At 60.9% G+C, this 11565-nt stretch carries 13 protein-coding genes and 2 tRNA genes; 4 read left to right on the top strand and 11 right to left on the bottom strand.

Translation table 11 applies throughout. The features are described from left to right. Positions 1 to 39 precede the first annotated feature (39 nt). Together DFK10_RS13760 and DFK10_RS13755 are read left to right on the top strand one after the other, a co-directional pair. Positions 40 to 126, top strand: a tRNA-Leu gene (locus DFK10_RS13760). A 3-nt stretch (positions 127 to 129) separates the two neighbouring features. Next, positions 130 to 219 (top strand) — tRNA-Ser (locus tag DFK10_RS13755). Positions 220 to 226: 7 nt separating this feature from the next. Here the strand turns inward: DFK10_RS13755 and DFK10_RS13750 are convergent. The 9 genes from DFK10_RS13750 to DFK10_RS13710 are packed head-to-tail and all read right to left on the bottom strand — an operon-like array spanning position 227 to position 7820. Further along, complete coding sequence (locus DFK10_RS13750) at positions 227 to 862, bottom strand: DUF6441 family protein (RefSeq protein ID WP_109389599.1); 636 nt, start codon at positions 860 to 862, stop codon at positions 227 to 229. Further along, positions 859 to 1173 carry a head-tail joining protein gene (locus tag DFK10_RS13745; RefSeq protein ID WP_328589380.1) on the bottom strand — a complete coding sequence of 105 codons (315 nt, stop codon included), beginning with the start codon at positions 1171 to 1173 and terminating at the stop codon, positions 859 to 861. The genes DFK10_RS13750 and DFK10_RS13745 overlap by 4 nt, the downstream gene beginning before the upstream one ends. Beyond that, positions 1170 to 2183, bottom strand: a complete 1014-nt coding sequence (locus DFK10_RS13740; RefSeq protein ID WP_109389598.1) for a major capsid protein — start codon at positions 2181 to 2183, stop codon at positions 1170 to 1172. Before DFK10_RS13740 ends, DFK10_RS13745 begins: the two co-directional genes overlap by 4 nt. Before the next feature lie 25 nt (positions 2184 to 2208). Next, a complete protein-coding gene (locus tag DFK10_RS13735; protein ID WP_109389597.1) occupies positions 2209 to 2580 on the bottom strand; it encodes a head decoration protein in 372 nt (123 codons plus the stop codon). Positions 2581 to 2586: 6 nt separating this feature from the next. Next, positions 2587 to 3657: a head maturation protease, ClpP-related gene (locus tag DFK10_RS13730; RefSeq protein WP_217810159.1), complete on the bottom strand. Its 1071-nt coding sequence runs from the start codon at positions 3655 to 3657 to the stop codon at positions 2587 to 2589. A gap of 4 nt (positions 3658 to 3661) precedes the next feature. After that, positions 3662 to 5182: a phage portal protein gene (locus tag DFK10_RS13725; protein WP_235866854.1), complete on the bottom strand. Its 1521-nt coding sequence runs from the start codon at positions 5180 to 5182 to the stop codon at positions 3662 to 3664. 4 nt (positions 5183 to 5186) lie between these two features. After that, positions 5187 to 5402: a phage head-tail joining protein gene (locus DFK10_RS13720; protein ID WP_109389606.1), complete on the bottom strand. Its 216-nt coding sequence runs from the start codon at positions 5400 to 5402 to the stop codon at positions 5187 to 5189. A gap of 8 nt (positions 5403 to 5410) precedes the next feature. Further along, a complete protein-coding gene (locus tag DFK10_RS13715) occupies positions 5411 to 7270 on the bottom strand; it encodes a phage terminase large subunit family protein (RefSeq protein ID WP_109389595.1) in 1860 nt (619 codons plus the stop codon). After that, positions 7224 to 7820, bottom strand: coding sequence for a terminase small subunit, Nu1 (locus DFK10_RS13710; RefSeq protein ID WP_109389594.1), 597 nt, complete (start codon positions 7818 to 7820; stop codon positions 7224 to 7226). The genes DFK10_RS13715 and DFK10_RS13710 overlap by 47 nt, the downstream gene beginning before the upstream one ends. 110 nt (positions 7821 to 7930) lie before the next feature. Between DFK10_RS13710 and DFK10_RS13705 the strand changes: the two genes are divergently transcribed. Beyond that, on the top strand, positions 7931 to 8149 hold the full coding sequence (locus tag DFK10_RS13705) for a hypothetical protein (protein ID WP_109389593.1): 219 nt from the start codon (positions 7931 to 7933) through the stop codon (positions 8147 to 8149). Positions 8150 to 8790: 641 nt separating this feature from the next. On the opposite strand, the gene DFK10_RS13695 is transcribed toward DFK10_RS13705, so the two are convergent. Together DFK10_RS13695 and DFK10_RS13690 are read right to left on the bottom strand one after the other, a co-directional pair. Further along, positions 8791 to 8979, bottom strand: a complete 189-nt coding sequence (locus tag DFK10_RS13695; protein WP_235866853.1) for a DUF7220 family protein — start codon at positions 8977 to 8979, stop codon at positions 8791 to 8793. Positions 8980 to 8993: 14 nt separating this feature from the next. Next, positions 8994 to 10226 (bottom strand): DNA modification methylase, encoded by a 1233-nt coding sequence (locus tag DFK10_RS13690; protein WP_109389591.1) that lies wholly within the window; start codon positions 10224 to 10226, stop codon positions 8994 to 8996. 383 nt (positions 10227 to 10609) lie between these two features. On the opposite strand from DFK10_RS13690, the gene DFK10_RS13685 reads away from it, so the two are divergent. Beyond that, on the top strand, positions 10610 to 11503 hold the full coding sequence (locus DFK10_RS13685) for a class I SAM-dependent methyltransferase (RefSeq protein WP_109389590.1): 894 nt from the start codon (positions 10610 to 10612) through the stop codon (positions 11501 to 11503). Positions 11504 to 11565: the final 62 nt, after the last annotated feature.

Here is an 11565-nt window from a genome sequence, read left to right as displayed (position 1 = left end):
GCTTTGGTTGCGGGTTCAAGTCCTGCCGGGCCTACCAAAGCCCACGTGGTGGAATGGTAGACACACGAGACTTAAAATCTCCTGGCCAGATTGGCCGTGCCGGTTCGAGTCCGGCCGTGGGTACCAAGCGGAAGAGTGGCCGAGCGGTCGAAGGCACCGGTCTTGAAAACCGGCGTGCGTGAAAGCGTACCGTGGGTTCGAATCCCACCTCTTCTGCCAGGGCTGGCTAGCGCTTAACGCGCGGTTCCACCCAGTTCGCCACAATCAGCCCCGGCACTGCCGCTTGCGCCAGTTCCGCGTCCCGGTCCAGATCCAGCCGCTTTGGCAGCTTGACTTGCGGAACGAGCAGGAAAATCGGGACCGTTGCGCGTCCGCGCCCGGTCTTGGCGCGGGAGACGACGCCAAACCCGCGACTATTCAGACGCCCATCGACCACGAGCAAGCTCGGCCCGCGGCGACGATAGACAAAGCGCAGGCGCAAACCGCGGCGCCGCTCCCACTCCCCGGGGGTCAGCGCCTTGCCCCGCGTGCCCTTACCCGCCGCCTCCGTTGGGATCGCGAGGTAGAACCCGTCTTTCGAGCGGATCAGCGAGCCGGTGTCATGAGCATCGACGATAACAGGTGCCTTGGACCAGACCAGCGCTGCAGCGTTCAAGCTCTCCCCGGACCGCGGATAGGTCCGGTTGCGGATCGAGTTTGCCAGACGCCGGCCCAGCCCCGCTTGCGTGATCTGCCCGCGCCAGTCGGTCTTGAGCCCGGTCCCGGCCTGGCGCATGGCAGCGGTCACGGCCTTTTCGCCGGCCTTGATCTCTGCCGCCATCAAAGCGGCGAGGTCGGGCGTGATGTCGATGTCGAGTTTCATGCGGGGTGCAACTCCAGTGTCCAGACCAAACGCTCGCGGTCCCGGCGCGGTGCGCCCTGTATCAGAAAGGTCTCATCGGCGATCAGGATCTGTTCCTCGGGCTGTGGAGTCGGGATCTCGGTCGTGCGCACATCCAGACGCACGGTATCCGACACAAGCCGCGCTGCGCCAAACTCGGTGATCTCGTCAGGACGGCGCAAAATACCTCGGGCGCGGGTGAACTGTCCTTCCACATCACTGTGCCAGATCTCCACCGAGATGTTGCGATCGGCAAAAAGCGCATCGAGCGCCATGGTGAGGGCGCCCGTCACGTCCGCTTGGCCGTTCGTAGCACCTGCGGCCGGGTGCAGATCGGCAGCGGATTGCTTTCGATCTCAAGACGCACCCATTCATCACGTTCGCGATCGGGGATCATGCGCGCATAGAGCGGCAGGCCGAGGGTATTGACCGTCTCGAACGTGTCGGCGGGCGCGTAGTAGATCTCGAAGAGACCCTCGACATCCTCGGGATAGAAGTAGGCCTTGTCCGTGGGCACGCCAAAGCCCAGGCCACCGCGGTAGCGGCGGAAGGTGATGCCGCCAAAGCTCACCTCCTCCCCCACCCTGCCCCTCAGATCAGCCGCCGCGGCGGTGTTGAGATAGGTCTCGCGCACCTCCTTGTGGGCCACGAGATCGGTAAAGAAGGCCGAGCCGCATTCGGCGCGCAACTGCACCTGACCGGCCGCGAGCCCACCCAGCGTGTCCTCCACGCTTTCGATCAGGGCCTGGCAGCGTTTACGCAAGGCACCCGAGGCAGGCGATTGGTTGTCGAGATCAAAATCAACCTCCGCCGCCGGCGTGATGCCGAACTCGCTGTAATAATTTATGACGGTCGCCCCGTCCTTAGGGTCCTTCACCACGCCCTGAATACCGTTGAAAAGGTGGAACTCAAAAGTGGCCTCGGCGTCATTCCTGAGCCTTGCCATCTTGCGCGCCACCTCGGCCTGCACCTGCTGGGTCGCGGTTTCCGAACCGAAGTCTCGAATGCCTTGGATCTCTGACGCCCATAGCACGTCCTGCTTTTTGAACTGGCGGCAGACAAAGGCGCGCAGGTCGCGCCGTTCCGGCACCTGTTGTTCATAAGCCGAACCCCGTTCCGAGAACGGAATGAGCGACAGCGTGCCGTCCCGACTTTCGATCATCACGGTGCGCCCTCGCACACCGCGCGAGCCAAAAAGGCCGGAGCCAGACAGGATTGCCGGTTTGAAGGGGATGTTTTCCAGAGCCCGGGTGAGCTCGATGATGTTGAAGGCGTCGCCCTCGAAGATGTCCATGGTGGCCATGTGTGGGTATCCTTTATCAGAGCGCTCAGCGCAGGATGATGCCAAGCGCGGCAAGGGCTGTGGTGGCTGTATTGATCTGGGCCTCGGTCGCGCCCTCGGGCCAAACGAGTTCGTGGCGGTTGACGATGGCGGGACCACGCAGGATGACGACGCCGGGCACATCAGAATCCGTGGCGGCTACGCCAGCCCAGAGAATGCCAGCGGCATTCTGGCTACCGTTCGTTGCCCCGGGCACCAGGCCGGTGTATTTCCCGCCCGTGGTGATCTTGCCAAGCAAGGTGCCCGGTTCGAGCTTGCCCGCGCCCGAGGCGATGGCGACAGTTTCGCGGGTGTAATCGCGCAGCACTTCCCAGACGAGGAAGCCGCCCGCGTGTTTGCCTTCGGTCAGCGTGGTCATGATGCGTTAGCCTTTCGTCTTGAAGGTTTGGGCGATCACATCGCCCCAGGATTGGGTGGTGGCCGTGCGCCCGGGCTGGGCATGGGCAGCGGTGATGATGTGCGTGGTGTTCTCTGCCTTGGCCAGAAGAAGACTGCTCCGGACCTCGTCGAGGCTGACATCCTCTTCCAGAAAGCGCCCAGCCAACTGCGGCTGGCCTGCAAGGCGGCAGAGATCGATCACGGCACGCGCATGGGCGATGGCCTCGGCGCGGATGGCACTTTCTTCCGGACCACTATTGGCGACTGCAACCTTGCCCTCGGACGGGCTGGATGGGCCAATGTTCTGATCGCAAACACCCACATCCTTGTTTTCCGGTGACGTGATGTCGTCGACAAGGATGTTGTCGTGCCCAACATCCCCTTCGGGATCGTCGGCTTGGGCCGCGTCTGCCTGCAATGCGTCGTCCGTGTCAGAACCACCTGATGCCCCAACGGTTTCCGAGACCGCTTCGGCCAACTCAGGCGGTGCATTCTGAAAGCGCGCGACATCAAACGAGGCGGCGAGTTTCACCGGCTCAGCAAGGCGGTCGATGAAGCCGAGATCCAGTGCATCCTGGGCATCAAGCCAGGTCTCGTCTGCCATCAGGGTGGCGATGTCGTCGTCAGTTTTACCTGATTTCCCCGCATAACCCTGGATCAGGCTGACCTTCACCTTGTCGAGCGCCTCGGCTGTGGACCGCATATCCTCGGCGGTCCCCATGACCAAGCCGCTCGGATCATGGATCATCAGGAAGGCGTTCTCGGGCATGACGATCTCGTCGCCCGCCATGGCGATATAGCTCGCAGCGGAGGCTGCGATGCCGTCAATCCAGACGGTGATCTTCCCGTCATGCCGCTGCAGAGCATTGAAAATGGCCACGGCGTCAAAGACCGACCCGCCCGGGCTATTGAGGCGCAGATCGATCGGCACGCCATCAGGCAGTGCGCCGAGTTCGGCCAGAAAGCCCTTCGCGCTGACGCCATAGGCACCGATTTCGTCATAGATCAGCACTTCCGCGCCCGAAGCACGGTCACGGATCTCGTACCAGCTTTTCATCAGATCACTCCTGTGGATTGGTGCGGTCGGTTCCTGTCGGGTCATCGCCATCATCGTCTTCGGCCCCGTCACTGAGGTCTGGCTGTCGCGTCGGCGTCGCCCTTGCCCCCTGCGTTTCGCAAGAGCTGGCGCGAAAGGTCAGGCCCAGATCGGCTGCGCGTTTCGCGTCAGAGGCATTCTCACGGTCGACCTCTTCGATGTCGTAGCCCGTGGCCTCGACCACCTTGCGCCGGGACGTGAGGCCCGCCTCCATCGCCAGAACCTGCGCCTGGATGTCCTTGAGCGGGTCGACCCAGTCCCAGCGGGGCGGAATCCATTGCACCGGCCGAGCTGTGACAGGGTCTGAAACCAGCGCGCCCGAGAGGACAGCCGTCTCCAACCAGCGCCGCCAGATCGGGCGGCAGAGCTGATGGGCCATGACCCCATGCTGCAACTGACCGATGCGGCGACGGAACTCGACCAGTTCGGCCCGCAGGCTCGAATAGTTTGCCTGCCGAACATCGCCGGTGACAAGGTGATACGGCAGCCCCAGCGAAGCTGAGATGGCCAGCAAGGTTCGATACTGGAACGCCTCATAGCCCCCGCCCACATCCGCCGGGCTCGAGAACTTCACATCTTCGCCCGGCAGCAGCACCTGCATTGTGCCAGGCTCGAGGCTGGCGATGGCGGCACCATCGAGATCGGCCTCGCTTTCGCCCATCATCAGGTCTTCGGGCGCCGACTTGGTAATGAAGCCCGCGAACATCGCCGCAGTCTTTTTGCGGTCGAGTTCGGCGTCGTCATATTGGTCCAAGAGGAACAGCCTAACCATGGCTGGCGCCACATGCGGCAAGCCCCTGATCTGGCCTGCATCAATGGGCCGGTAAATGTGCAGCACTTCCTCAGCCGGCACCCGAACCGTTTCGGGCACGGCCACCCGCTGGTCCGTTCTGTCGCCCGGATGGCGGCGGCGAAAGTGATAGGCCACCCGCCGCCCGATCAGGTCAAATTCGATCCCGCAGCGGATGCGGTTCCCGTTCGGATCGGTCTCGGTTTTTTCAAAGGGCAGCATCTCAGATTGGAGAAGCTGCAATTGCAGCGGCACCAGGAGCCCGTCTTCCGCGCGGCGCGGGCGCAACCGCACAAAGCACTCGCCCCCAACAAAAATCTCGCGGGCGGCCATGGCCTGCAGGCCGTAGAAGTCCGTCAAACCGTCGGCATCCGCCTCATCCGTCCAGGCGAGCCACAGCTTCTGCACCTGGTCACGCAGCCCCGCATCTGTGATCAGCGAGGACGGTTTGATGCCGTCGCCGACCAGATTGGCCGCAAAAGCCTCGCAGGCATTGGCCGCGTAGCCGTTGGTCACCACCAGTTCACGGGACCGTGCCAGCAGTCGTGGGCCGCCCGACGCGACCAGCGCGTTGATATTCTCAAGCGGCGGGTTCCAACCGCGGAGCCGGCGCTTGGCCATCGCCCCTTCAAGCCGCGCGCGCATGACCTCCGGGCCGCCCGGCTTGCGGCGGCGGAACAAGTCGAAGAGTGCCATCTGATCAGAGACCTTTGGCCGTTGTTATGCGGACCTGCCGGACAATGCGCCGGCCCTCTGCCAAGGCGATCTCGCAGTCGAGCGCCTCAATGGCCCGGTCGATCTCAGCCACGCTACGATAGTCCACCGTTTTGCCGTCATAGCTGACCCGGGCCACCCCAGAGGAGCGTTGCGACGTCAGAGCCTCCCGGCGGAGTTTCAGTGTTGCCAGATCCGCCATGCCCAAACTCACCCCATGTAATTCGACCGCACAACGCGGCGCACCTGTGCCTTGCGAATTTTATGTGTGCCCCGAGTTGGAACCGTTCCTTTGGCGTCAACAGCCGCAAACTGGGACGCGAGCTCCTCCCAGCGTGCAGCTGACCAGCGGTCTGCGCCGAGGATCCAAGCAGCAGCACGGGCATAGACCCGGCAGTCGAGTGCTTCGTTACGTTCCCGCAGCTTTTGCCATTCGAGTTTCGCGAAGCCGCGCTTGTTCTTGACCGTGACCAGTTGCTCGGCCGTCAGCTGCTTCAGCCATTCCGCATCGACCCAGCCCGGCAGATGAAGAAAGCCGGGAGGAAACCGCTCACCATCCCCGGGGCTGGTGACTTCCGGCGGATCAAGCCGCAGGAACCGATAAGTCTCGGCCTTGAATGTCGAGGTGGCGATAGTCCAAAGGCGCGCCCCGCGGCGCAGGCGTTTGCCTGCGATCGTCGCATCGACAAAGGTCGGCCCCGTCACCGGGCTCGCCCGATTGAAGCCTTCAAGCCCTTTCACCGGCGCGACCTGTCCAAAGCCCACCTGACGCGCCCAAGCGTAGACGGCGGCTGTTTCATAACCCGTGTCGATCGCCAGCCGCGCAATGGTCATGGGCGTGCCGCTTGCGTGATCCCAAGTCCGGCCAAGCAGGTCGGTCAGTTTCTGCCAGCAAACCGGGTCGCCCGGCCCCCCTTCAATCACAATGTGATCTATTAACCAGCTTTGCAGCCCCCTGCCCCAGGCCCAGACATCGACCTCAATCCGGTCTTTCTGGACGTCAGCGCCTGCGGTCAGAAACAATCCAGCGGCTGGCACTGTGCCCGCGCGCCACTCTTCCTTCAAACCCTGCAGCCGCTGCCAGTCCGGGGCCTCCCCGCTTTCCATCCAGGTCTCGCCAAGCGAGGTGTTGACGAAGGTCTTCATCGTCTCATCCCCACCGGCGCGCGCCGATAGAAACGCCTTGGCCATCGCCTCTAGCCGCACCCAGGGCGAATAGATCTCGTTCAGATGGAACCCGGCTGTCCCATTGAACGGCGCCTCGGCACGCCAGCGGCCTTTCGAGATCGCTGCCCAGCGGGTCTCATCCGTCCAGGCCGCGTCGCACTCTGCACAATGATAGAGCGCGGTTCCCGGGCGATGGCCGCCAGCTTCATCTTTGTCCCATTTCACCTGCCCCCAAGTCAGGATTTGATCATGGCCACAATCGGGGCACGGCACCCAAAACCTGCGCTGGTCGCTCTCTTCAAACGCCGCCTCAATTCGGCTTTCGCCCTTATTGGTCGGGGTTGAGACCAGCACGATCTTGCGGTTCCAGAACGTCACCGTCCGCTTCTTCGCGAGGTTCACCGGATCGCCCTCAGCGCCTGCGCTGAACGGGTAACGGTCCACTTCATCGCACAAGAGCAGCCGGATCGGGCGGCTTGCCAGCCCCGAGGGCGCGTTGGCCCCCACGATCGTCAGATGACCGCCCGGGAACCGTTTGTGCAGGATCTTGTTATTGCCATCCCGCGACTTCGGATTAGCAATCTTATGCTGCAAAGACGGCGTATCGCGCGCCATGGGCGAGAAGCGGTCCTTTGACCAGGTTTCCGCATCGCGCTCGGTCGGCATCACCACCATGATCGGTGCCGGATCTTGGTCGATGTGGTAGCCGACGCAATTATTCACCACTTCCGTCTTACCCACCTGTGAACTGGACATGATGACAACGGTTTCGGTGGCGGCATCTGAAACCGCTTCCATGATACCACGCTGGTATTCTGCGCGGGCGGTCCGCCATTGCCCCGGCTCGGCACTGGCCTCAGAGCTCAGCCGCCGGTTCTGATCCGCCCAATCGCTGATCGTCAAGTCCGGCGGTGGTTTCAGAACCGCGAGTGTTTTCACCACCGTCCGCTTCACGATCAGCGAGCCCGTCAATTTCAGAGTCGGTTTCGATTTCAATGTCTGGCTCTGCGAGATCATCAAGCACCTCGCGGATGGCGGCGCGGATCAGGTTCCGGGTGTCTCCGACGGTTGATTTTTCAAAGGCCTGAGGTGCTAGCCGATCAGGTAGGGCCAGCAGGCGGGTTCTGAGAAGCGCAAGCACCGCAATCCAGGCCGCCTCGATTTGGTCAGCCGCGATCAACGCATGGCGCTTTTCCTCTGCCTCCATCTCGGCAAGGTCCGCCCGCGCTCGGATAAAGCGGGCCCGCTCGGAAGCGTAATCCGGCGCGCCTGCCTGCGCCTTTTGCGCCTGATCGCGCAGATAACGGACGTAGCCGCGCACCGATCCGATCAGATCGTACTGACCGCGCTCGGCTTTTGGGATCAAACCTTCCCGGCTTAGCTGTTGCACGCGCCGTTCAGAGAGATCCAGAAGCCTTGCGATGACACCGATGGGTTGGCTGGTTGTCGACATAGTCAGGCCTCAAGAATGCGATTAACCATATGGAATTACGTCTAATTCACTGGATAACTATGCCCGCCTGAGCGAAGCTGATCCGGAAGACGACGCTCGGAGAAATCAACATGGACACCACCAGCATTCGCCTCCCCATTCGGAACCTGCCCGAGCAATTTGACAGCCGCCGCATCGCCATCGTGCTCGATGAAATCGAGATGGCTTTGATGGATGATGGCGGCGTTTACGCCAAAACCTTTGCCGACAGCTTCACCATCACGGTCGAGGTGCCGACCCATCAGCTGGGGGATACGGCCAGCTGCCTGAAAGGCCTTGGATTGATCTAGCTGTGCTCCTCCTCAACCGGGATAACCGTGAACAACTGCCGCTGTAGTCATGTTCAAGGTTTCTCGATTGATGCGGCCTATGGTACGTGGTGGCGGCAAAATCTTGAGAAAAGGTGAGATGCCGGTGGCCCCAATTGTTTATAGATCTGTTTTCAGCGCGCTGATTGGCGCATTTTTTGCATCAGCGACCTGTGCGGACGTACCCATCGTTCCGCGCGGCCAGAATTTTACCTGCACGCCAACACATGTCTGGGACGGAGACGGCCCCGTTTGGTGCAGTGAGGGACCACGGTTACGATTAGCAGGGATTGCAGCGCGCGAACTGGATGGTAGCTGCTCTGCTGGCCATCCTTGCCCTAGCGTGAGCGGGATTGATGCTCGCGACGCATTGGCAGAGCTTTTAGGCACTCAAACAGGCGTCAGCCGCCATGGACATATCCTAATCAATGGCCCCACGTTGCGCTGTTCTTCGGACGGCTCCGCTGGTGGTAACCGGACAGCGGCATGGTGCTTATCACCGCTCTATGGAGACATAAATTGCGCGATGGTGAGAGGCGGGTGGGCCTTGCGGTGGGATCGATATTGGCGCAACCATCGCTGCTAACGTCAAGCACCTCACAAAAAGTCAAAGGCAGCACCGCTTAGATCAGCGCAAACAATCGGCGCAGCAGATAACTCCGGGCCAGCGAGACAGCAACGAATGTCACGCCGATCGCCATGTGTTCGCCCAGTTCGACCTTTAGGCCGAACCATGGGAACACGAGGATTTGCGTGATCACCGCCAGAAGATAGCCGACGGCGACATTCGTTATCGCCTCAAGCAGTGACATATGTCGGGACCGTATCATGCGGCCTCGCGCTCAGCTTTCAGGGCATCGAAGGTCTGCTCGTCTCCGTCAAGCATGGCCTGCTTGCCTGTGAATTTCTGCCAACGCTGGACCGCCACATCGACGTAAGCCGGGTTCAATTCAATGCCGAGGCAAACCCGCCCCGTCGTTTCCGCCGCGATAAGCGTGGTGCCCGATCCCATAAAGGGCTCATAGACCGCCTGACCCGGGCTGGAGTTGTTCAGGATCGGCCGGCGCATGCATTCCACTGGCTTCTGCGTGCCATGGACCGTCTTGTCGTCTTGATCTTTGTTCGCGATCTGCCAGAGCGTCGTTTGCTTGCGATCCCCTGCCCAATGGCCCTTGCCGGTCTTTTTGACAGCGTACCAGGCCGGTTCATGCTGCCAATGGTAATCGCCCCGGCTGAGCACCAGCCGGTCCTTGGCCCAGATGATCTGGGACCGGATGGTGAAGCCCGCCGCTTCAAGGCTTTCAGCGACCGTGGCCGTGTGCAGCGCGCCGTGCCAGACATAGGCCACATCGCCCGGGAATAGCGCCCAGGCTTCGCGCCAGTCAGCGCGGTCGTCATTCAGCACCTTGCCGGTGCGCTCGGTCTTGGCTGCGCCTGCCTGGTTGCGCCAGCTGGGATCATATTCCACGCCATAGGGCGGATCTGTTACCATGAGCAGCGGTGTGACGGTGCCAAGCAGGCGCTCGACATCGGTGGCAACAGTGCTGTCGCCACAGAGCAGCCGGTGGTTGCCAAGAACCCAGAGATCGCCTGGACCGCTGATCGGATCGTCCAGCTTGTCCGGAATATCGTCTTCACCTTCCTGCGGACCGGTGCCCTCCTCAAGGCTCGCCGTCAACGCGTCCAGCTCATCGTTTGTGAAGCCCGTCAGCCCGAGATCGAAATCCGCCTCCAGCAGGTCGGCGAGTTCGAGGTTCAGCAAGTCCTTATCCCACTCAGCGTTCTCGCTGGAGCGGTTGTCCATGATGCGGAAGGCCCGCGCCTGATTTTCTGTCAGCCCCTTGGCGACATGCACAGGCGCGGTCTTGAAACCGAGCTTGCGCGCGGCCTCAAGCCGCGTGTGTCCAGCGAGAACCACCATCGCCTCATCGACAACGATAGGCTGGCGCCAACCAAACTCCTGGATCGACGCCGCAACCGTCGCGATCGCCTGCTCGTTGCGCCGCGGGTTGCGCGCATAGGGAATGATCTGCTCGAGCGGCAGTTCCAAAACGTCCATGGGTGTTTCCTTGGAAAAGTACCAAACCGAAACGGGTCCGCTCCGAGAAACGAAAAGAAGTCCACAAAAGCGAAATGGGGTCAGACCACCGTTTCGCTTCAGGCCGGGTCTGGCAGGACCTCAGGCCCTTGTTTCATTGGGGTTGCGCGCAAAGCGAAACGAAACGGGTGTTTTTGCGGGTGTCACTGGGAAAGCGTCGAGCCTAGCCCGCCCGTATACGTTTCGGGCCGGGAAGGACCCGTGAGCGAGCCCGCTGCACCTCCGGGTTCTGACGCGTCATAACAACGTTGGTTTTCCTGCGATCTACACATCAAGCCTTGAATATTACTCGTAATTTAAGGTAGTTAACCGCTCCAATCCCATCGAAAGTAGACCGAATAACTATGGCTCAAGGTACCAAGCTGAACCCACGAAAATATCTCAAAGACTCGGGCTTCATCTTTGATGCAAAACCAGCCCAGCTGGATAAACGCTTCTACAAGATGCTCTCTCCAGAAGATCAAGAAACTGTTGAACAGGTCTGGTCAGCGGCGGCTATGGGACTGGATATCAGCAGCGAATTGTACACTGTCCCAAAGAACCTCAAGCAGGCGTGCACCCTCTTCTCACATGACGCAGATCGATACATCGTGTCGATGGGTTGGATCGCGGACTTGGTTGAGCGGACAAATCCGACATCATTGGTCGAGATGGGCTGCGGTGCTGGCCTACTGATCAACTATCTCCAGAGGAAAGCCCCGCATCTGGTGTTAAACGGAATTGATGAGGCGAAAAACCTTATCGAGATCGGAAGGTCTCTCACCAATTTGGACTTGATTGCCGGAGATTATCAGACAGCAGAACCAGATGATGAATACGAGTTAATCGTATGCGAATTCGGCTATGACAACTCGAGCATACCTCCGTCAAAGAAGCCACACAGTGCCGCCCAATGCGGGCTCGCTTCGTACTGTCCGGGATGCGCTGAGGATGGTCGTACGCATTTTCGAGAGTACATGGCGGCTTGGCGACGGTGGGGTACCGCGGGAAGCAGATTGGCGATGGTTGGTCGAATGACCGACTATACAGATATCCGCGCAGTAACCCTCGCTGCACGGGATGTAGGGTGGTATGTCCACTTGGAGCATTCGGCAATTCTTAGGATAAGGGATGAACGCCGCGGCTCTCAGAAGTTCCCGGCATGGTTCTTTACCACGGAAGAAGCGGGTGCCGCCTCCGAAGAGGACATCGCAAACTTCTATATGACGGGCAAGAGCGTGCAAGCTCCGGTCCAATAAGGCTCACCCCCCGTCCCGCGCGCGCCTCTCCCGAGTATACCCAATTTCTAGCGTCATTCTCG

The organism is Salibaculum griseiflavum (genome assembly GCF_003129565.1).
In the GTDB taxonomy this organism is placed as follows: Bacteria; Pseudomonadota; Alphaproteobacteria; order Rhodobacterales; family Rhodobacteraceae; genus Salibaculum; species Salibaculum griseiflavum.
The sequence above is the reverse complement of the archived record's forward strand: the minus strand, read 5'-3'. Positions and strand labels throughout refer to the sequence as shown.

Bases quoted from the DNA above. Each gene is read 5' to 3' on its own strand.
- DFK10_RS13750 (WP_109389599.1), bottom strand. From the start codon at position 862: ATGAAACTCGACATCGACATCACGCCCGACCTCGCCGCTTTGATGGCG.
- DFK10_RS13740 (WP_109389598.1), bottom strand. From the start codon at position 2,183: ATGGCCACCATGGACATCTTCGAGGGCGACGCCTTCAACATCATCGAG.
- DFK10_RS13735 (WP_109389597.1), bottom strand. From the start codon at position 2,580: ATGACCACGCTGACCGAAGGCAAACACGCGGGCGGCTTCCTCGTCTGG.
- DFK10_RS13730 (WP_217810159.1), bottom strand. From the start codon at position 3,657: ATGAAAAGCTGGTACGAGATCCGTGACCGTGCTTCGGGCGCGGAAGTG.
- DFK10_RS13725 (WP_235866854.1), bottom strand. From the start codon at position 5,182: ATGGCACTCTTCGACTTGTTCCGCCGCCGCAAGCCGGGCGGCCCGGAG.
- DFK10_RS13720 (WP_109389606.1), bottom strand. From the start codon at position 5,402: ATGGCGGATCTGGCAACACTGAAACTCCGCCGGGAGGCTCTGACGTCG.
- DFK10_RS13710 (WP_109389594.1), bottom strand. From the start codon at position 7,820: ATGTCGACAACCAGCCAACCCATCGGTGTCATCGCAAGGCTTCTGGAT.
- DFK10_RS13705 (WP_109389593.1), top strand. From the start codon at position 7,931: ATGGACACCACCAGCATTCGCCTCCCCATTCGGAACCTGCCCGAGCAA.
- DFK10_RS13695 (WP_235866853.1), bottom strand. From the start codon at position 8,979: ATGTCACTGCTTGAGGCGATAACGAATGTCGCCGTCGGCTATCTTCTG.
- DFK10_RS13690 (WP_109389591.1), bottom strand. From the start codon at position 10,226: ATGGACGTTTTGGAACTGCCGCTCGAGCAGATCATTCCCTATGCGCGC.
- DFK10_RS13685 (WP_109389590.1), top strand. From the start codon at position 10,610: ATGGCTCAAGGTACCAAGCTGAACCCACGAAAATATCTCAAAGACTCG.